General features: G+C 72.5%; 14 protein-coding genes. 3 read left to right on the top strand and 11 right to left on the bottom strand.

Annotation, left to right across the window (positions count from 1 at the left end; all coding sequences use genetic code 11):
* Nucleotides 1-1,338, bottom strand: coding sequence for a lysine N(6)-hydroxylase/L-ornithine N(5)-oxygenase family protein (locus IF89_RS0109295; protein ID WP_199820483.1), 1,338 nt, complete (start codon nucleotides 1,336-1,338; stop codon nucleotides 1-3).
* Between the two features lie 52 nt (nucleotides 1,339-1,390).
* The gene (locus tag IF89_RS0109290) at nucleotides 1,391-1,600 is read right to left on the bottom strand and encodes a hypothetical protein (RefSeq protein WP_030763965.1); all 210 of its coding nucleotides are present in this window, start codon (nucleotides 1,598-1,600) and stop codon (nucleotides 1,391-1,393) included.
* A 171-nt stretch (nucleotides 1,601-1,771) separates the two neighbouring features.
* Here IF89_RS0109290 and IF89_RS0109285 point away from each other — a divergent pair, with 171 nt between their 5' ends.
* From IF89_RS0109285 to IF89_RS0109275, 3 genes are all read left to right on the top strand, one after another.
* Nucleotides 1,772-4,894 (top strand): AfsR/SARP family transcriptional regulator, encoded by a 3,123-nt coding sequence (locus tag IF89_RS0109285; RefSeq protein ID WP_051806907.1) that lies wholly within the window; start codon nucleotides 1,772-1,774, stop codon nucleotides 4,892-4,894.
* Between the two features lie 157 nt (nucleotides 4,895-5,051).
* Entirely contained in the window at nucleotides 5,052-6,965 is a 1,914-nt protein-coding gene (locus IF89_RS0109280; RefSeq protein WP_063831266.1) for a RiPP maturation radical SAM C-methyltransferase, read from the top strand.
* Nucleotides 6,962-7,633: a DUF5825 family protein gene (locus IF89_RS0109275; protein ID WP_030763958.1), complete on the top strand. Its 672-nt coding sequence runs from the start codon at nucleotides 6,962-6,964 to the stop codon at nucleotides 7,631-7,633. The genes IF89_RS0109280 and IF89_RS0109275 overlap by 4 nt, the downstream gene beginning before the upstream one ends.
* Before the next feature lie 31 nt (nucleotides 7,634-7,664).
* Here the strand turns inward: IF89_RS0109275 and IF89_RS0109270 are convergent, their stop codons facing one another.
* The 9 genes from IF89_RS0109270 to IF89_RS0109230 all read right to left on the bottom strand — a co-directional run bounded on the left by IF89_RS0109270 (nucleotide 7,665) and on the right by IF89_RS0109230 (nucleotide 19,752).
* A complete protein-coding gene (locus tag IF89_RS0109270; RefSeq protein WP_030763955.1) occupies nucleotides 7,665-9,767 on the bottom strand; it encodes a serine/threonine-protein kinase in 2,103 nt (700 codons plus the stop codon).
* 26 nt (nucleotides 9,768-9,793) lie between these two features.
* A complete protein-coding gene (locus tag IF89_RS0109265) occupies nucleotides 9,794-12,010 on the bottom strand; it encodes a protein kinase domain-containing protein (RefSeq protein WP_030763954.1) in 2,217 nt (738 codons plus the stop codon).
* Complete coding sequence (locus IF89_RS0109260) at nucleotides 12,007-12,945, bottom strand: serine/threonine protein kinase (RefSeq protein ID WP_043193460.1); 939 nt, start codon at nucleotides 12,943-12,945, stop codon at nucleotides 12,007-12,009. Before IF89_RS0109260 ends, IF89_RS0109265 begins: the two co-directional genes overlap by 4 nt.
* A 283-nt stretch (nucleotides 12,946-13,228) precedes the next feature.
* Nucleotides 13,229-14,083 (bottom strand): immunity 49 family protein, encoded by an 855-nt coding sequence (locus IF89_RS0109255; RefSeq protein WP_030763951.1) that lies wholly within the window; start codon nucleotides 14,081-14,083, stop codon nucleotides 13,229-13,231.
* Between the two features lie 17 nt (nucleotides 14,084-14,100).
* Nucleotides 14,101-16,974 (bottom strand): hypothetical protein, encoded by a 2,874-nt coding sequence (locus IF89_RS0109250; RefSeq protein WP_030763948.1) that lies wholly within the window; start codon nucleotides 16,972-16,974, stop codon nucleotides 14,101-14,103.
* The gene (locus IF89_RS0109245; RefSeq protein WP_030763947.1) at nucleotides 16,971-17,399 is read right to left on the bottom strand and encodes a DUF6507 family protein; all 429 of its coding nucleotides are present in this window, start codon (nucleotides 17,397-17,399) and stop codon (nucleotides 16,971-16,973) included. The genes IF89_RS0109250 and IF89_RS0109245 overlap by 4 nt, the downstream gene beginning before the upstream one ends.
* Nucleotides 17,400-17,472: 73 nt before the next feature.
* Nucleotides 17,473-17,787: a pore-forming ESAT-6 family protein gene (locus IF89_RS0109240; protein ID WP_030763945.1), complete on the bottom strand. Its 315-nt coding sequence runs from the start codon at nucleotides 17,785-17,787 to the stop codon at nucleotides 17,473-17,475.
* A gap of 65 nt (nucleotides 17,788-17,852) precedes the next feature.
* Nucleotides 17,853-18,185: a hypothetical protein gene (locus IF89_RS0109235; RefSeq protein ID WP_030763942.1), complete on the bottom strand. Its 333-nt coding sequence runs from the start codon at nucleotides 18,183-18,185 to the stop codon at nucleotides 17,853-17,855.
* Between the two features lie 148 nt (nucleotides 18,186-18,333).
* Nucleotides 18,334-19,752 carry a DUF6177 family protein gene (locus tag IF89_RS0109230; RefSeq protein ID WP_030763939.1) on the bottom strand — a complete coding sequence of 473 codons (1,419 nt, stop codon included), beginning with the start codon at nucleotides 19,750-19,752 and terminating at the stop codon, nucleotides 18,334-18,336.
* Nucleotides 19,753-19,762 lie beyond the last annotated feature (10 nt).

The following is a 19,762-nucleotide window of genomic DNA, read 5'->3' as shown; positions in this document are numbered from 1 at the left end:
TCAGAGGTCGGAACCGGGCGCCTGGGCGGCGACGAGGTCGGCAGCGCCCTGTTCGGCGACCAGGCGCCGCTCAAGGCTTTCGACGATGGCCTGGGAGCGCAGCGCCAGCAGGCTGAAGGAGCCCGCGTCGCCGAGCCCGTGGGTGGACTCGCACAGCCCGTTGACGAAGATCGGCGGCACCTCGCCCTCGAAGGCCGGGTGCGGGACCACGCCGTAGTCGTAGCCGACGGACAGCGGCCGGCCGTCGGTCACGCCGAGCACCTGGGTGAGGTCCTTCAGCAGCGGCGGCAGCTGCTCCGTCCGGCCGGTGATCCCCAGGTCCAGGTAGCCGGTGGCGAGGACGACGCGGTCGGCGTGGATGCGCTCGCGCTCACCGGTGATGTGCTCGGTGAGGTCCAGCGCCACGCCCTCGGGGGTGCGCTCCACGCCCTCGACGCGGCGGTTGGTGCACAGGCGTATGCGCTCGCGGCCGTCGAGCTCGTCCTCGTACATGCGCATGTAGAGGGCGCTGACCACGTCGGAGTCGGCGGCCGAGTAGTTGGTGGGCCGCAGCTGGTCGCGCAGCCGCTTCTTGCCCTCCTCCGACGCGTGGAAGTAGTACTCGACGAACTCCGGGAAGTAGACCTCCTCGGAGAACGGGCTGGTGTCCTTGAGGCGGTAGCCGAAGCCGGTCATCACATTGACGATCCGGGCGGCGGGGAAGCGCGCGATCAGGTCGAGCACCACCTCGACCGCGCTCTGGCTGGCGCCCACGACGGCGAGCGTGCCGTCGAAGTCCCGGTCCAGGTCGGCGATGTTGGGCAGGAACTGGGAGGTGTGGAACAGGTGCGGGGCCGGCACGCCGGAGAAGACCGCGGGAACGTTCGGGGTGCGGCCGGGGGCCACGACCACGGAGCGCCCGTGGTAGGTCGTGCCGTCGGCGGAGGTGACCTCCACCAGCGGGCCGTCCGTGCCTGGGGTCACACCGATGCCGGTGACCTCGCGGCCGTAGTCGACGTCGGCCCGCACGTTCTGCGCGACCCACTGGACGTAGCGCGCGTACTCCTTGCGCAGCGGGTAGTGGGAGGGCAGGTTGAGGTGTTTGAAGAGGCGCCCCTGCTCGTGCAGGAAGTTGGTGAAGGTGTACCGGCTGCGCGGGTTGCGCGGGGTCACCAGGTCCCGCAGGGGGTTGTTCTGGATGTCGGAGCCGTCCAGGAGCATGGCGCGCTGCCAGTAGGGGCCGGGCTCCCGCTCGATGAACTTCACCCGGGCCTGCGGCCACAGCTCCTCGAACGCGACGGCGACGGCGACGTTCGCTGGGCCGTATCCGACGCAGAGAACGTCATAGGCATCGTGCACGCTGATCCTCCAAAGTTGAATGGCACGGCATGCCGTCGGCATGCCGGCTGGGTCACGGACGGGAGACCGCCTGCACGTCCGCGCAAGCGCCGTCGGAGTACGGCCCGGCCGCATGCCGGCCGGCGAAGAACGCGCCGTCGCTGAAGGCGCCCGCTGCGTGCGGGACCGCCCACTCTGCGGCTTCCGGGCCGGTGAGGTCGCTTGCCGACGAGAGGCCGGCGGTGTCCGCAGCCGCGCCTTCGGTGTCCGCATTTCTGGTCATTTGAACTGCAGCTTCCGTCGGCGTCCGGGATGTAATGAGCTTTTCACTCACCGCTACCGATTGGCTTCCGCCGGGCTTCCGACCGTGCGGTATCGTCCACAGGCGCAGGTCATCAGGTGGGGGCGGTGTCCCGTTGCCGCGTAAGGGCGGACGGGATCAGAAGGGAGCTGAGTGACATTCGAGTTCCGTGTTCTCGGGCCGATCACGGCATGGCGTGACGGACTCGCAGTCAAACTCAACGGGCGCAAGACCAGATCGGTGCTCGCCGCGTTGCTGCTCCGCTCCGAACACGTCGTCCCGGTGGAACGACTGGTCGCGATCCTGTGGGGGGAATCGCCACCGCCGACCGCCGTGGCCCAGATCCAGAAGTGCGTGTCCCAACTGCGCGGCGAGCTGGGGCCGGACCTGATCATCAGATCCGGCAACGGCTACCGCCTCCAGCTCGGTGGGCACCGGTTCGACCTGCACACCTTCGACCGGTCGGTCGCGGACGCGCGGGCCGCGCTCGCACAGGAGCGTCAACTCGACGCCGTGGAGGCGTACTGCACCGGCCTGGCCCAGTGGCGGGGGGAGCCACTGGCCGACGGTACGGACGAGTTGATACGGACCGAGTCGCCGGCGTTGGAGGAGCGCCGCATCGGCGTCCTCATGGAGCGCATCGAGGCGGAGCTGGCGCTCGGCCGGCACGGCGAACTCGTCAGCGAACTCAAGGCGCTGGTGGGGGAGCAGCCCCTGCGGGAGCGGCTGCGCGGACAGCTGATGCTGGCGCTCTACCGCTGCGGCCGGGTGGCCGACGCGCTCGCGGTCTACCAGGCCGGGCGCACCCTGATCGCCGACGAACTCGGCCTGGAGCCGGGCAGCGAGCTGCAACGCCTCCACGAGGCGATCCTGGTCGGCGGTCCCGGCCTCGACCTGCCCCGCAAGAGCGCCGCCGAGGCACCCGAGCGCCTGTGGTCGCCCATCGTCCCGGTGGTGCCGGCGCAGCTCCCGCCCTCGATAGCCGACTTCACCGGACGCGCCGACCAGGTCGGCCGCATCCGCGACACCCTGACGTCGGGGGACAAGGAGTCCCTGGCGCTCGTCGCCCTCTCGGGCAAGGGCGGGGTCGGCAAGTCCACGCTGGCCGTGCAGGCCGCGCGCCGGGTGGCCGAGCAGTTCCCCGACGGGCAGCTGTACATACGCCTGCGCACGGCCGACACCCGGCCGCTCGACCCCCTGGTGGCGCTCAAACGCTTCCTGCGCGCGCTCGGCGTCGGCGAGGAGGGCATCCCGGACGACCTGGAGGAGTGCAGCGAACTCTTCCGCAGCCGGACCGCCTCCTCCCGCATGCTCATCCTGCTCGACGACGCCGTCAGCGAGGCGCAGGTCAGACCGCTGCTCCCCGGCTCGCCCGGCTGCGTCGTACTGATCACCAGCCGGCCGCGGCTCACCGGCCTGGAATCCGCCACCCACGTCGACCTCGACGTGTTCAACGCGGAGGAGTCCGGGGCCCTGATCGAACGCATCGCCGGACGGGACCGGGTCGCCGGGGACGAGGCGACCACGGCGGAGATCGCCCGGCTGTGCGGGTACCTGCCCCTCGCCGTTCGGATCGCGGCCGCCCGGCTCGCCCAGCACTCCCAGGGCGGCATCAGCCGCTTCGCCCGCCGCCTCGCCGACGAGCGGCGGCGCCTGGACGTCCTGGTCTCCGGGGACCTGGAGGTGCGGGCCACCCTCGCGACCGGCTACCAGGAGCTGGGGCCGCGCGAACGCGAGGCGTTCTGCCTCCTGGGTCTGATCGACGCGCCCGACTTCGCCTCCTGGTTACTTGCGCCGCTGCTGCGCATCACCATCGACGAGGCCGAGGACCTGATCGAGGAACTCGTCAGCACCCAGCTCCTGGACGTCATCGGATGCGACGTCGCCGGACAGACCCGGTACCGCTATCACAACCTCGTCCGGCTCTACGCCCGGGAGCGGGCGCAGGCCGAATACTCGCGGGAACAGTGCCGGGAGGCGCTCGCCAGGGTGCTGGACGGGTGGCTCACCCTGTCCGCCTCGGCGGCGCAGCGCATCAGCGGTGAGCGCTCCCAGGGATGGCCGGCCGCCGCGCAGGGAGTGGCGAAACGTTACGACGGATTCGACCGGTCCGACGTCGACTACATCGTCGAGGACCCCTACTTGTGGTTCGAGGCGGAGCGCCCGGCCCTGGCGTCCGCGGTCGCCATGGCCTGCTCGAACGGGTTCGGCCGGGTCGCGTGGGAACTGGCCGACAGCACGACCGACTTCCTGGAGCTGCGCCACCTCTACGACGACTGGGAGGCCGGCCACCGGCTCGCCCTGGCGGCGGCCGAGGCCGACGGCGACACCCTCGGTGTCGGCGTCATGTCCCTGAGGCTGGCGTCCCTGCGGTGCATCCGCCGGGACCCCGAGGCCGGGCTGGAGCTCGTCGACCGGGCGGCCGCCGTCTTCGAGGAGCTGGGCATCGACGCCCTGCGCAGCGAGTGCCTGGTGATCCGGGCCGGGGCGCTGCGGGCGCTGGGGCGGCTCGGCCCCGCCCTCACCGAGGTGACGCGGGCCGCCGGGGTGGCACGGGACTGCGCCGACCGGCTGGCGCAGGCGCTGGCCGCCCGCGAACTGGGCACGATCCGCTACGAGCAGGGGCGCTGGGAGCTGTCCTCGGCCGCCTTCCAGGATGCGGTCCGGCTCAGCCGGCAGGCCGGCAACCGGCGCGAGGAGGCCCTGGCGCTGCGGCACTGGGCCGTCGTGCTGCGCCACCGGGGGGAGTTGCAGGAGGCGAGGGAGAAGGCGGAGACCGCCCTCGCGGCCTTCCACGAGCTGGGGGACCGCCCGTACGAGGCGTTCAGCGGACTCACCCTCGGCCTGAGTCTGCTGGAGCTGCGCGATCCGTCCGCCCGGCGGTTCATCGAGGAGGGGCACGCCGTCCTGCGGGACATGAACCTGGAGTTCGGGATGGGCGAGCTCTTCTACGTCCTGGCCTCGCTGGAGCTCGCCGACGGACACATCGACCGGGCCGTCGACCGGCTGGCCCAGTCGATCCGGCTGCTGGGCGCGGAGCCCGTCCACCACGTCCTGCTCTCCGCCGTCGAGCTGCTGTGCCGGGCGCTCGACGCCGAGGACCGGGCGGCCGGCCAGGTGCTGCGCAGGGAGCTCACCGAACTGTCCGCCTGCATCGGCACGCCCGCACCCGCCCACCGCATCACGTCGATCCTCGCCCAGGTTGCACGCAGAGTGACCGGAAGGAATCCGGTAGTGACCCTGCCTAGAGTTCCGGTTCTGCAACCGCTCCACTGACCACGGAAACGGACGGGGATCAAAGTGAAGAAGACCACCATCGTCAGCGACCCACGCGCGATGGCTGCGGGCAAGAGATCCGGCACGGACGTCATCGGCGTGCGCAGGACCCTTGCGGCGGAAGGACTCTGAGAAAGGCCGGAGGGCTGCTCCGCACATGCGTGTGATTCTGGTGAACATGCCGTGGGCCTCCTTGGACACGCCGTCCCTCGCTCTGGGGATCCTGCATTCCGTCGGCCGCTCCCACCGGGCGGACGTGGAGACGGTCAACGCCAACCTGGACTTCTACGACTGGGCGGCGGAAGCGATCGGACTGAGCGTCGAGGACTACGAGTTCTTCGCCAGCCACGCGTACTTCGAAGGCTATGGGGACTGGGTGTTCTCCAGCGCCCTCCACGGTGTCCCGTCGTGGCGGGTGCGTGCATTCGAGGAGCAGATGGCGCAGGGGCTCAGCCCGCACCTGCGGGCCGTGTGCCTGGCCCTGCACGAGGCGTCCGGGCGGTTCGTCGAAGAACTGGCCGCGAGGATCGCCGACACCCGGCCGGACGTGGTGGGCTTCACCACCACGTTCCAGCAGAACACGGCCGCGCTGGCGACAGCCGCGGCGGTCAAGAGGCTGTCGCCGGGCACCGTCACGGTGCTCGGCGGCGCCAACTGCGACGGACCACAGGGCGCCGCCCTGCACCGCAACTTCCCCGCCGTCGACTTCGTCGTGCGCGGGGAGGGGGAGCGGGCGTTCCCCGCCCTGCTCGACGTGGTCCGCGGCGGGACGGCCCCGGCCACGGTCGCGGGACTGTGCTGGCGCACCGGGGACGGGGCCCACCGGGCGAACGCGATGACCCGCCTCCCGCTGCCGCCCGGCGAGTTGAGGCAGCCGGACTACCGGCCCTACTTCCACCGCGTGCAGACGTCCGCGGCATGCTCCCGGATCGAGCCGAAGCTGGTGCTGGAGGGATCGCGCGGCTGCTGGTGGGGCGAGAAGCACCACTGCACGTTCTGCGGGCTCAACGGATCCTCGATGGCCTTCCGCAGCAAGGCGCCCGAGACGTTCCTGCAGGAGATCGCGGAACAGACCCGGCGCCACCAGGTGCTCGACATCCTCGTCGTCGACAACATCCTCGACATGGGATACCTGCGCAGCGTGCTGCCCGCCCTGATCGAGCAGGGCCACGACCTGCGCTTCCACTACGAGATCAAGTCCAACCTCCGCTACCGCCAGCTCAAGACCCTCGCCGACGCCGGCCTCGTCCAGGTGCAGCCGGGCATCGAGAGCCTGAGCAGCCGGGTCCTGCGGCTGATGGACAAGGGCGTCACCGGCTGCCAGAACGTACGCCACCTGCGGGACGCCCAGTCGGCCGGCCTGTGGGCCACGTGGAACTACCTGTACGGCTTCCCGGGCGAGCGCGAGCGCGACTACACCGAGGTGATCCGGCAACTGCCCGCCCTCGCCCACCTCACCCCGCCGGACGGCGTCACCCGCATCGAGATCGAGCGGTTCAGCCCGTACTTCGACCGGCCGGAGCTGGGCTTCGCCCCGCTGCGCCCGGCCTCCCACTACGCGATCGTCCACGACCTGCCCGAGGCGGAGCTCCACGACCTGGCCTACCTCTTCGACGCCCCGCACGCCGGCATCGACGAGACCCTCGCCAAGCAGCTCGGCGCCGCCGTCGAGCGGTGGCGCGACCTGCACCTCCACAGCAGCCTCACCCGCTACGACATCGGATCGAGAATCGTGCTGACCAACCGGCGGGAGGACTTCGACTGGACGACCCGCAGCATCACCGACCCCGTCGAGGTGGCCGCGTTCCGCCTCCTGGAGGACCCCCGCAGCCTCCAGTCGCTGACCCACCGGCTCAGCGCCCGGTTCACCGGCAGCGTCTGCGCGTCCCGGGTCGCCGAACTGCTCGCGGAGTGGGGCGAGGCCGGGCTCCTCTACGAGGACGCCGGCCGGTACGTCCACGTCGTACCCCTCGGCACCAACGCGGAGCTGACCCGTCTCGGCGGCTCCGCGCCCGACCTGACCCGGGACTTCGCCCGGATCCCCGGCCCCGCGTACGAGGACGCCTCGTGATCGCCGCCCGCAAGCCCGTGATCGACCTGTGGCGGGACTACCGGGACCATGCGCGGACCCTGCCGGGCATGCACCTCGGCAGCGTCGCCGTCGCCGACGCCTGCGCCGACGCGGCGCACATCGCCCGGGAGCTGTACCGCACGGGCGTACGGCGGGCCGAGTTCGGCGCCCTCGTGGACCTGTCTCCCGCGGCCGCTCCGCTGTGCGCCGTACGCCTCCTGAACCTGCTGCGGGAGCTGACCGCGTGGGGCGTCGTCGTCGACTGGCGGGTGCGCCTGCCCGAGGCGGGGTCCTGCCGGTCCGGCCCCTCGGCGTTCACGCTGAGCCACCTCTACCCGCCGTCGGGGATCGAGGGGCCCGCCGACGCGGCGGAACTGCGGGCGGCCTGGGCCGAGGGCTTCTTCCTCGGCAAGTGCGTCGTCCGCAGGGGACCCGGCTTCCTGGAGATCCGTGACCACCGGTCCGGCGTGCTGAACCGGATCGTGATCGACGAACCGGACTACCTGGCGGGCGTGGAGGCCGTCCGGGCGGCCCCGACGGCCGACGGACTCGTCCCGTCCGTCCGGGCCGATCTGGCCGCCGAGTCCCTCCTGGTCGGCGTCGGCGACCTCTGGTGGTGGGCCCCGTACCGCCCGCACCGCTGGCCGCAGCCGCCCTTCCGCGTCTGACCGCCGGGCCCGCCGCGCGACGCCCGGCGGCTCAGAACACGGGCAGGGCGGCGAGGGTCGTGCCGTCGAGGAGGAACACGCGGTTCGCGTCTGCCGTGATCCAGTAGCGGTCGGGGTTCTTGATGATGCGGAACACCCACGACGTCCTGCCCTCGGCCGACAGGTCGACGACGTTGACGCCCCCCTCCGTCCTGTTGACGGCGACGGACCACAGTCCGTTGCCCTGGACGACGAGCGGGCTGGGCGCATCGCACTCGAACAGGAGCTGGTAGGCCCAGTCCGTTCCCCGGCCGGTGCGCAGGTCGAGGCGGAGGGGGGAGGTCAGGACGCTCGCGTAGACGTGGTCCCCGTGGATGGTCGGCGGGCCCCACGAGACCGGCGTCCCGTCCGCCGGCTTCGGGTTCTCGGCAGACCAGAGCTGCTTGCCGTCGACGACGTCGACGGCGGAGAGGTTCTTCCCGCTCACGCACAGCGTGCGGCCCGACAGGGCGACCATGGCCCGGCCGCCGGCGGACTGCTCGCGGAGGTCCCAGACCGTGCGGCCGTCGGCGGTGTCGAGGGCGACGACACTGCCGTCCGCCGCCGTGACGACGAGTCGGCCCTGGGCCGCCAGGCCGCGCGAGGCGGCCTTCGTGCCGAGGTCGGCGCCCACGCCGACGGTCCAGCGGATCCTGCCGTCGGCGCGTCCGACGCTGCGCACGCGCCGGTCCTTCGTCACCAGGTAGACGGCCTCGTCGTCCGCGGCGAGGAGCCATGCGGCTTCCGCGGGAGCCGTCCACCTGGGCCTCCCGGTCGAGGCGACGAACGTCACGAGTCTCCCGTCGCCGTCCGTGGCGGCCACCAGCCGGTCGGAGAGGGACAGATAGCGGTTGGTCGCCACCGCGTCCGCCGCCGTCCACCGCAGTGTGCCGTCGACGACGCTGCGCGCGGCGATGCCGCCCTCCGGCGCCGCGACGATCACCACGTCCCGTACGGGCAGGGGCGCGGGCGTGTCGGCCGAGACGGCCGAGGCGACGCTCCACAGCGGCGCGGGAGTCTCCCCCAGGACGTAGTCGCCCTTCTTCGCGTCGAGGATCCTGCCCTCCGGCGTCCGCACGGCCGGGGGAAGGTCGAAGGGGTCACCGCCGGAACGGCTCGCCAGGCCCCACCAGGCCGCGGCACCCCCGCCGGCCGCCAGCACGGACCCGCCGGCCGCCAGGCCCGTCAGCAGTCGGCGCCGGGAGAGCGGGCGCGGTGCGACCCCGCCCGGTACGGCGGTCAGCCGGCGCAGGCCGTGCTCCCGGGCCGCGATGTCCTGCGCGATCGCGCCGTGCCGCCAGGCGCGTTCGGCACCGCGGGGCGGCGCGGCCGAGAGGACGATCCGGTCCGGCAGCGGCCGGGACGCCGGGTCCTTGGCGAGGCACGGGGCGATCAGCGGCCGGAGCGCGGGCGGTACCCGGTCCAGGCGCGGCTCCCCGTGCACGACCTCGTACTGCACGGCGGCGACGTGCGAACCCTGGTACGCGTGCAGCCCGCTCGCCGCGTACACCAGGACCGCACCGAGGGAGAAGACGTCGGCCGCCGGGCCGACGCGCTGCCCGAGGACCTGCTCGGGCGCACCGTAGCCGGGGGTGACCGGGACCTGGCCGGTGGTGGTGAGGGTGAGGCCGTGCTCGGGGCGGGCGATGCCGAAGTCGATGACGCGCGGGCCCGCCGCGGTGAGCACGATGTTCGCGGGTTTGAGGTCCCGGTGGACGAGGCCCGCGGCGTGGATGTCGCGCAGCGCCCCGGCGAGGGCCGCCGCGAGGGCCCGTACGGTCGGCTCGTCGAGCGGGCCGTGGGAGCGTACGGCGTCGGAGAGGGTCGGGCCGGTCAGGAACTCGGTGGCGATCCAAGGCCGTCCGCCCTCGGTCCGGGCGTCCAGGACCCGGGCCACGGACGGGCCGCCGACCGCGGCGGCCATGCGGGCCTCGCGGACGAACCGCCGGGCCAGGTCGTGGTCGTGCGCCAGGTGGGGGTGCAGCACCTTCACCGCGGCGGCGCGTCCCTCGCCGTCCTGGCCGACGTAGACCTTGCCCATGCCTCCTTCGCCGAGGACGGCGAGGACACGGTACGGGCCCAGGCGGATCGGGTCTCCGGATTCCAGGGGCTTCATGGCGTGCGGTGCTGCTTTCTGTGAGCTCAGGCGAGGGGGTACGCGGCGACGTACGCGTCACCGACGGCGATGAGCCGCCGGGCGGCGGGATCGGCGAAGAAGCGGGCCCGGGCGGCCCCGACGGGCCTGCTCGGGGCGCCGGTGCGCAGGTCGGCGGCCACCAGTGCGGCGGAGGCGCCGGAGTACGCGTACACCGTCGAGATGCCGACCGCGGGCGGGACGCCGAGGTCCTCGGCGGCGACCGTTCGGGGCCCCTCCGTCCACCGTGGGGTGCCGTTCGCGGCGTCGAGTGCGACCAGGCCGCGGTTCTCCTCGACCGCGTACACCACGCCGTCCTTGACGGCCGGGGGACCGAAGCGGGCCGTCGGGGTCCGCCCCGCGAAGCGCCAGGCCGGCCTGCCGTCGGCGAGGTCGAGCGCGATGAGCTCACCGGCCGACGGGTACACGTGCCGGTCGTCCACGGCCAGGTGGGCCCGATTCAGGACCGGCTGCGGGCTCTGCAGCGGGCGGTCCCACAGCGCCCGGCCCGTCAGCGCGTCGTGCACGACGAGGCGCGGTTCCCGGTCCGCGGACTGCTGGACGAGGACCAGGTGGCCGCCCACGGCGCGGGCGGACAAGAAGTGCAGGTGCGGGGACCGGTCGGGGCGTGCGGGCAGCGGGACCTCCCAGAGCTTCCCGCCGGAACGGCTGTCGACCTTCAGCAGGAACCACTTCTGGTCCTTGAGGAAGCCGTCGCGGAGGTGCGGGCCGCGGCCGCCCACGAGGTAGACGGCGTCGGGGGCGGCGCAGAGCAGCTGCGTCCCGTAGAGGATCGCCTGCAGATCCTTGAGCGTGCCGAAGGGGGCCTGGAGCTTGCCGGTGGCCGTGTCGACCGCCGCGATGCGGAGCGGCTCGTTCTCGTCGAGGGCGTGGTCGGCGGAGTAGATCTTCGTGCCGTCGGTGGTGGTGCGGCGCATGAAGTACACCGATGGATCGGCCCACTTGGCCGCGCCCGTCGCGGGGTCGAGGCCCTTCACCCCGTACTCGCCGACGAGGAGGAGCCCGTCCAGGAGGAGCGGTGCGGGTGGGATCAGCGGGTCGGCGTAGCTGACGGGCTCCTGCCAGAGCAGGTCCCGTGCGGGACCCCCGGTGGGCGCGGCGGCGGGCGGCTGCGCGGCGGTGGTGTCCGGCCGGCCGAACCGGGCCCACACGCCGGCGCCTGCACCGGCCGCCGCGAGGCCGGCGGCTGCGCCGAGGGTGAGGAGCCGGCGGCGGGACGGGCCGGACCCCTTCGTGCCGGCCGTCGGGGCGTGCGGCCGGGGGGAGTCGCTCGGGACGGTCGCGGGGACTCCGTGCTCCGGCGGGGCCGGGAGGCGCCGGGGCGGGATGCTCCACACGGCGCCGGCGCGGCGGGTGATCTCCGCGAGCAGCGGCTCGGGGAGGTGGTCGGCGAAGCCGCCCGGGCCGGGGTGCAGCAGGGCGGCGAGGTCGCCGGTGGCGGGGCGGCCCGCGGGGTCCTTGTCGAGGCAGCGGGCCAGGACCGGGCGCAGGCCCGGCGGGACGCCGATGAGGTCGGGGTCGGCGTGGCGGACGCGGTACATGAGGTCGGCGTGGCCGCCGCTGCCGAAGGGGCCGTGTCCGGTGGCCGCGAAGACGAGGACGCCGGCGAGGGCGAAGATGTCGCCGGCGGGGGTGTGCTCCTGGCCGGTGGCCTGCTCGGGCGACATGAAGGCAGGTGTGCCGGCGGCCGTGCCGGTGCGGGTGAGGCGGTCGTCGCCGAGGGCGCGGGCGATGCCGAAGTCGATGACCTTGGGGCCGTCGGCGGTGACCATGACGTTGGAGGGCTTGAGGTCGCGGTGGACGACGTCCGAGGCGTGGAGCTGCCCCAGCGCCGCGCACAGCAGGGCCCCCAGGGCGCGGACCGCGCGCTCGGGCAGCGGCCCCGCGAGACGCACGGCCTCGTCGAGGGGCGGGCCCAGGACGTACTCGGTGGCCAGCCAGGGGACCTCGGCGAGCGGATCGGCGTCGAAGACGCGCGCGCCGTGCACGGGGCCGATCACGCGGGCGGCATCCGCTTCGAGGCGGAAGCGGGCGCGGACGGCGGGATCGGCGGCGATGTGCGCGTGCATCGTCTTCAGGGCCGCGGTGCGCCCGGTCGCCGAACGGGCGAGGTAGACGGTCCCCATGCCGCCGCTGCCGAGGCGGGCGACGAGGCGGTGGCCGCCGAGCGCGTACGGGTCGTCGTGCGTGAGCGGGGCGATCATCCGTGGTACGTCCGGGAGGCGTCGAGGGGCGGTTCGGCGGCGAGGACCTCCGCCGACTGACGGGCGAGGGCGACGACGACCGAGGCAGGGAGGGGGAGGGGGGCGGGCGCGGCGGCCGCAGAGGCGGGCGGGCTCGGGGACGCGGTCGGGGCCGCGGTCACCACCGGCGGTGTCGCCTCGTACGCGGCCTGCTCCAGGTACATGAGGAGCTGGTGCGCCTGCGGGCGCCGGTCGGGGTCGCGGGAGAGGCAGGCCGTGACCGGCTCGCGCAGGAAGGCGGGCAGCTCGTCGCGTTCGGGCACGGTGTGGCCGGTCGCGGCGTAGGCCAGTACGGCGCCGAGCGCGTACACGTCGCCCGGCGGCTGCGGCCGGCCGCCGGCCGCCGGCTCGGGGGCGAGACTGCCGGAGTCGAGCCCCGGCAACCCGTCGCGCCGCTCGCCGTCGGGCGCGGCGGCCCGTACGGCGCCGTAGCACCTCAGGCGGGGGCCGTCGGTGGTGAGCAGCACGGCGGAGGGGGACAGACCGGCGTGCGTGACTCCCTGCGCGTGGGCGGTGGCCAGCGTCCGCGCGAGGGCCGCACCCAGCGCCCGCACGACCGGGTCGGGCAGCGGCCCGCCGTGCGCCCGCAGGGCAGCGGGCAGCGTGAGGGCGGGGACGTACGGGCCCGCGCACCAGGGCGGCTCACCCGCACCGCCGCCGACCTCGCCGACCGTCAGGAACCCCGACACGGCGAGCCGCCGGGCCCCTTCGGCCTCGACGGCCCAGCGGGCCGGATCGACGCCGGGGCGGGGAAGCCGCGCGAGGAGCGTGTCCCCGTCACCGCTGCGGACGACGAACGCCCGCTCGGGAGCGCTGGTTTCCGGGTCGGCGTCGAACCGCGCGAGCACGGTGTACGCCCCGACCCGCCGGGGGTCGTCATGCCGCAGCGCTTCCATACGCGATCTTCCCCCCGTGTGCCTTGATCTCGCCCACCCTACTCAAGCCCCGACCGGCGGCTACGTGGGGATTTCCCCGAGTCGGCCGCTTCGACAAGGTACTTGGGCGTGAACTTCCACGAGGAGTTCCGAACGCCGCGGTGGTGGTGCGTCGGCGTCCCGGTACACGTCTCCAGCCACGGGTGCCCCGCACGACACCGGACCCGAGTCGCCCGACACGTTCCTCTGCCGTGGCGCCCGGGGCGAGATGCCCGCTCCGGCTACGGTCACCGGGCGTATCCCGCTAGGCGTCGAATTCGCCGCGCCAGGCGAAGTCGAGGAGAGCCTCCGGGAGGTATTCGGTCTCGACCTCGAACGGGAGCCCGTTGGCCTTCGCCAGGCAGGCGATCGCCAGAGGAGCGAGGGCGACGATGCCCAGGATGTTCTGCCGGCGGTCCTCGTCGGCGGTCCAGTACTCCTTGTGCCAGCGGACGGCATCGGCAAGGGACTCGTTGAAGCCGGCGGCGTCGTTGCGCAGGTAGCGGTACAGCATCATGATCGGCGGGTAGCGGAGCTTGCTCATCGTCTCGGCGTCGATGACGCGGGCCTGCTCGGGAGCGCTCAGGTCCACGGCGCGCACCAGGTGCGCGCCCACATCGTCGCGGCGGAGCCAGAAGCTCTGGAGGGTCTCCACCCAGGCATAGGTGTACTCGTCCAGGGCGCCGCCGAAGTCGCGCAGCAGGGAAACCGGGATCCGCGCCAGCATGTCGAGGCGGGCTGCTTCGCGGCAGATGATCGCGAGGTAGAAGGCGTTGAGCCAGGTGTTCGCGTTGAGGTAGGTCTGAGGCCCGGTGGTCGCGAGGTGGCGCTCCTCCTGCCGGATCTTGCAGGTGACCGTCTCCCGGTCCGGGTCCACGGCTGCGAAGACGGCGGAGTGCACCTGCATGGCCAGCAGCCAGGACTCCCACGTCTCCAGCATGACGGCACCAGGGTCCCCGACACAGCGCACGAAGGCGACGTTCAGCGACCTCATGACCGCGCCCGACCTGGAATTGTGCGAGGTCTCGATCTCCTCCAGCGAATAGGACAGCGACCCCTCCATGGAGGGAACCACCGCCGCCATCTCGTCCTTCGGATAGTCCTGGCGCGGCACGATCACGGACTCTGTCTCCTTTTTCAGATCTTGAAGAATTCAAGGACGGCCCCAGCGTACTGAGAGCCGCCATCCTTGGCCTTCACCATGGCGTACTCCAGGTTTCCGCTGTCCAGGGCCTTTGTGAGTTCATCCGCCAGGTCCGAGTTTTTCCAGACATTGCCCAAGGGGTCGGTCACCTTCAGGTTCGGCCGGAGTTCCATTTCGGCGATGATTGTGCGCAGGTACGGCTCGGTGCCCTGCTTCACCATGAAGCCTTCGGCCGGGCCGACGCCCTTGCGCCAGAGCAGGCTGGAGGACGGCGCCTTCGCTTCGATGATCATCAGCTTGCCGTCGGGACGACGGTACAGCTGGTCGAACATGTTGGCACCGTTGGGCGTCTTCGGCAGTGGCTGCTCCACCGACCCGGGGAACCTCTCCGGGATCACGTGCAGTCGTGCGGCGTCCTCGCCCAGTCGTTCCGAGAACGACGTGTTGTTGGAGGTGTTCTCGCCCCACCTCGGCGTCATGCGCGTGTCGAAACGAGCCTGTGCCTTCGCCAGTTCGTCCAGGGTGTCGGCGGTGGGCCCGTTCTTGTGCGCGCGCTCGGCGTTGGCGAGGTCCACCGAGACCTTGCGGTCCCGTGCGACGTCGTCGAGGTGGTCGATCTTGGGGTGGGCGTCGTCGCGGAGGAACGGATCCTTGCCGAACTTCGTCTCGGAGCCGGCGGACGGGAGGCTGTTCTTGGAAATCCAGGACCCGTCGCTGTCCTTCGCCAGGATCGGCAGCTCGACGCCGTCGATCTTGGTTTGAACGCTGTGACGGTGACCGTCCACCCGGTAGTACTGGCTGAACCAGGCCTTGTCCTCGTTCGCCTTCTGAACGAACTCGTCCTGCCTGGCCTTGACCTGCTCCGGCGTCAGCTGCTGTCCGGCCGCGGGAGGAGTCGCCTGGCCGTCGTGACCGCCTGCCGGGGGCGTCCCGTCGCCGGCGCCCCGGGCCGCGTCGTCGCCCAGGTCAGGGATGCCGTTGTAGCCGGGGCCGTGGCCGCCCAGCGGGTTGTGGTTGCCGCCCGTGCCGCCGGGGCCGTCGCCGTGGGTGGCTCCGGTGCCCGGGCCGTCCGCGTGGGTGCCGGCCGTGGACGGGGTGTCCGCGTGCGTGGCGGGCGTGCTCGGGGTGTCCGGGCGGGGGCCGCCCGGGTTGTTGAGGTCGTTGCGCGGCATGTTGTCCGGGGCTGTCCCGCCCGGGGTGTGGTCGCCGCCGCGGCCGCCGACGCCCGCGAGTTCGTGTTCCGGGATCCTGACCGGGGTGGCGTCGACGCCGCGCGGGGTGTTGTCGATCGCGTGGACCGGGTCGGAGATGTCGGAGCCGAGGCGGATCGCGTCGTCGCCGCCGCGGGCGCCGACGCCGACCAGCTCGCGCTCCGGGACCCTGGCGGTGGACGGGGTGTCCGTCTTCGGGGCCTCGGTGCGCGGCACGCCCGCGTCCGCATCCGGGGACGGCTCCTGGCGGGCCGCCGTACCGCTCTGGTCGAGCGTGCCGTCGGCCTTGTAGATGTTGCCTTCGAGGTCCATGAACCTCGGCGGGCCGTCCACCGGGAGCTTGACCGTGCCCGGCGGGAGGGTCGTGGTGCCCTCGGGGAGTTTGATGGTGCCGTCGGAGAGTTTGATCGCGCCGTCCGGGACGGCCGTGCCCGTCGGGAGGTGGATCGCGCCGTCGGGGAGGTGGACGGCCCCGTCCGGCAGGGCGACCACGCCGTCCACGTTGATGCTCGGGACCTCGAACTTGCCCATGCCCTTCAGGCCGGCCATCACGTCGCCGATCTTCGAGAAGCCCGCGCCCGCGCCCTTGAAGATGTACGTCATCGGGTCGATGGCGTGGCCGGCCTTGCCCGCGAAGGAGAGGGTCTTGGCGACCGCGCCCGCCTTGCCGGCTCCGGCGGCGGCGCCGCCCGCGCCGCCGGTGAAGATCGTGGTCACGACGTTGAAGGTGACCGCGCCCGCCGCGCGGGACGGGTTGGAGCCCCACTGGTCCCAGGCCAGCAGGGCCTTGCCGGTCTCCTTCATCGCGGTGCGCGAGTCGCGCAGCCAGGACGGCAGTTTGTCGGCCGGTGCGGACAGGAAGAGGGGGCCGACGCCGGGGATCGAGGAGATCGCCAGACCGGTGCCCAGCTTGGCCAGGCCGGTCCAGGACTGCTTGAAGACGTCCCAGCCCTGGAGCCCGACCAGGCCGCCGAGGCCCTTCAGGGTGCCCCAGACGCCGTCGACGACGACGCCCTTGCCGAACTCCCAGGCGTGTTCCCACACCTGCCACGCGGGGATGGACTCCTCCACCGCGTCGCCCCAGGGGAGGGACTTGGACTGCTTCATCGCCTCGGCGTCGTAACCGTACATGTCCTTGGCGTTGGAGCCGTCGTTGACCCGCAGCGGCTTGCCGCCCACCAGGGCAACGATCTTCGCGTGCGCGGCCCGTTCCACTTCCTGGAACTCCGCCCACACCTCGGCGATCTTGTTGCGGCGCTCCAGGTTCTCGTCGATCAGGTCGCCGTCTTCACGCCACTTGTCGTCATCGGCGACCTTCGTACGGAAGGCCGCCGCCTCCGCCTTCAGGTTCTCCAGCTTCTTGACGACCGGTGCCGCGTCGCGCGAGTACGTGCCCAGAGCGCCGGCGATCGTGCACATGTCGGAGCTGAGCTTCAGGCCCAGATCCGAGACCGGCTTCGTCGTCGCGAAGAGCTGGTCGGCCTCCGGTGCCTGGTAGAAGGCCTGGAGGCCCCCGAAGCTGGTGTGGACGTCCGAGGCCTTCGTCGAGACCGCGGCCCCGCCGGACGAGATCAGCTTGACCTTCGCGTCCAGCGTCGGCAGGTCTCCCGTGAAGACCGGCACCTCGGCCGGGTCGACCGGCGCGTCCCCGCTCACTTCTTGCCCCCGGTCTTCTCGCGCAGGATGTCGAGGTTGACGGACTTCGCCGCGTCCTGGGCGGCCTTGGCCTGGTCCAGGTCACCCTCCAGGTACTCGTTCGTCGCCGCGACCGCGCCGAGGACGCACGCCTCGATCCGCTCGGCCATCGACTTGAACTCCGGCTTGCGGGCCGTCAGGTACTCACCCAGCGCCGCCGCCACCGGGCCCATCGCCTTCTGGGACAGGGGCGGCCGCCCGGGCGCCACCGGACCCTGCAGCTTCGTCTCCGCCTGCGAGCCCGGCACCGCCGTCCCCGCGGCCTGAGCCGCCTCCGACATCGCTGTGAGCAGCGCGTTCAAGGCCTTCTCCAACTCGCCGGCGTTCGTGCCGACGGTCTTCAACTGGCCCTGTACACCTTGCGGCTTGATGTCCCATGACGTCATGGACGCCCCACCCCCGTGAGCCCGACTTCCCTACCGGTTCCGCTGATCCAGTGATCCGCTGAAACGATCCTGCTCAGCCGATGTTGTCGACCGCGGCCTTCGCGCGCTGGAGCGTCTGGCGCGCCGTCGCGTCGTTCTTCTCCAGCGTCGTGTTCAGCAGCTGGATGATGTTCTTGACCTCCTGGGAGGCGTTCTTCCAGCGCAGCTCCTTGGCGTGGTAGTCGTCCGCCACACCGTCCGCCGCGAAGTCGGACATCGCCGCGGCCACCTGCGCCTCACGCGCGGCGATCACCTGCTCCAGCTGGCCGATCACCGCCTTGATGCCGCCCTGCACCTCCGTCGAGGCGCCCACGTCGTACGCACGACGGTCCGTCCCACCAGTTGACATACCGACCACACTCCCCGCGAGGTTGAAGAAAGAAGAATCCGGATGGAGCCGGGAGCCCGGCCGGCTCAGCGGCCGCGGAAACGCGCCGCGTCGAAGTTCGCCGAGCCCTGCGTCTGGCGGGCGTTCTCGCCCTGCTCCTGGTCACCCGACCCGAACGCCTGCTCCATGCCGGACTGGCCGCCCAGGATCGCCGCCAGCGAGGCGTTCAGCTCCTTCGCGATCCCGTCCGCACGCAGCTTGAACGAGTCGAACGCCACCTTGCCCTGCCCCTGGAACTTGCCCTCCAACGGCTGCGCGGCGGCCACCAGCTGCTTGATCAGCGACCCCAGGTCGGTATTCGAGTTACGCGACCCCGACATCAGGTTCGTCAGAACCTGAGTCCCCATGTCGAACTTCATCCCACACTCCCCCGCACTCTCGAACGACTGCACCGACTGCACCGGCAGTCAATCGGCCATCAGTATGACCATTTCTATCAACATACATCGCACCTGCAACCTGCAACGAGCCAGTTGTGACTTACCCATGACAAACCGCCAGGCATCTTCACGAGCCCTTCAGATGCGCCATCAGCCGCTCGAACACCGCCCAGCCCGTGAGGTCCGACGGATCCCCGGGCATCGGGTAGTAGTAGCCGGGGCGGGACTTGGGCCCCAGCCGCACCGGCACCTCGGCCAGTGGCGTGCGCCGGGCCCGGTCGTCCGGCATCCCGTGCACCTCCTCCGCCCCCAGGACGAAGGCCAGCGGGACTCCCGGCCCCTCGAAGCGCGGCGGTACCAGCAGGTCGCGCCGCGCTTTGCGGAGCTGTACGAGCATCGACCGGAGGCGGTGGCGGGTGACCAGCGCCTCCGCGACCCGCGGGAGGGCGTCCAGCGGCGGCTCCTCGCCGGCGCCGTAGCCGAGCGCCATCGTCACGGTCTCCTCGACGCCCGCCTTCGTACGGTTGATCCGCAGCGTGGCGAGTCCGGGCCGCTCCGGGCCGCCCACCACCACGAACCACGTCGGCTCGGGGGCCCGGGTGAACGCCACGTCCGTCAGCCGGCCCGGAGACCAGGGCAGGTTGGCGGGCTCGGCCGTGCCCCAGCCCGCCGGCGGGGCGCCCGTCAGCTCGCGCCACACCGTCTCCAGGGCGCCGCCGAGGACCAGGCGGTCGTCCGCGGGGTGGACGGTGCTGAAGGTGAGGGCCAGCTGCCGCTCGGGGGTGTTCACCGCCTCCTTGTACGCGGCGGCGACCGGGGTGCGCGGGTCCTCCTCGGTGGCGTCCGGGGACACGACGGTGGCGAACATGCCCTCCTGCCAGCGCAGCACCGCACCCGACAGCCCGTCGTAGTACCCGTCCCGCTGGTCCTGCACGACCCACCGCGAGGGCCAGTCCGGCATGTTGGCCAGCACCGCCGGGGACAGCACCGTCCCGGGCGGGGTGACGATCTGCAGGCCCCGCTCGGCCGCCGCCGCGGCCCGGAAGGCGTCGGAGAGCCACGCCGTCATCGCGACGACCGGGCGGTCCATGATGACCACGGCGACGTTCTGGGTCAGCACGTCCACGGCGGGCTGCGCCGCGGCGGGCGTCGGCGCCACGCTGATCCCGTCGCTCCGCACCACCGCCACCGAGCGCGCGGCCTCCGGCGGCCAGGCGCTCCCCCCGGCCAGCGAGGCCAGCCGGGCCGCGAAGGTGCCCGCGAGCCGCTCGGCCTCCGGTACGCCGGTGGTGGCGCGGGCCTCGGTCCACCAGAAGGGGACCCGCGGCGGGGTGGCGCCGAGCAACCGCTCCGCCTCGCCCTCGACCTGCACGAGCAGCGGCGCCTCGACCGAGACGAGCGGCCGTCCCTGCTCGTCGCAGAGCTGGATCACCGCCCCCTCGCCGGCCGTGTCCACCAGCTTGTCGGGGCCGCCCGAGAGGAGGCCCGCGAGCACCGCCCAGGGGGCCGGCATCTGCTGGGTGAGGGCTACGACGTCCTTGGTCATGTGGTCCTGC

It is taken from the genome of Streptomyces sp. NRRL F-2664 (assembly GCF_000719345.1).
Taxonomy (GTDB): Bacteria; Actinomycetota; Actinomycetes; order Streptomycetales; family Streptomycetaceae; genus Streptomyces.
This window is presented reverse-complemented; position numbering and strand designations above follow the sequence as displayed.

Excerpts from the sequence above, each read along its gene's own strand:
- IF89_RS0109240 (WP_030763945.1), bottom strand. The coding sequence starts at position 17,787 with ATGTCAACTGGTGGGACGGACCGTCGTGCGTACGACGTGGGCGCCTCG.
- IF89_RS0109280 (WP_063831266.1), top strand. The coding sequence starts at position 5,052 with ATGCGTGTGATTCTGGTGAACATGCCGTGGGCCTCCTTGGACACGCCG.
- IF89_RS0109265 (WP_030763954.1), bottom strand. The coding sequence starts at position 12,010 with ATGATCGCCCCGCTCACGCACGACGACCCGTACGCGCTCGGCGGCCAC.
- IF89_RS0109260 (WP_043193460.1), bottom strand. The coding sequence starts at position 12,945 with ATGGAAGCGCTGCGGCATGACGACCCCCGGCGGGTCGGGGCGTACACC.
- IF89_RS0109230 (WP_030763939.1), bottom strand. The coding sequence starts at position 19,752 with ATGACCAAGGACGTCGTAGCCCTCACCCAGCAGATGCCGGCCCCCTGG.
- IF89_RS0109290 (WP_030763965.1), bottom strand. The coding sequence starts at position 1,600 with ATGACCAGAAATGCGGACACCGAAGGCGCGGCTGCGGACACCGCCGGC.
- IF89_RS0109235 (WP_030763942.1), bottom strand. The coding sequence starts at position 18,185 with ATGAAGTTCGACATGGGGACTCAGGTTCTGACGAACCTGATGTCGGGG.
- IF89_RS0109270 (WP_030763955.1), bottom strand. The coding sequence starts at position 9,767 with ATGAAGCCCCTGGAATCCGGAGACCCGATCCGCCTGGGCCCGTACCGT.
- IF89_RS0109245 (WP_030763947.1), bottom strand. The coding sequence starts at position 17,399 with ATGACGTCATGGGACATCAAGCCGCAAGGTGTACAGGGCCAGTTGAAG.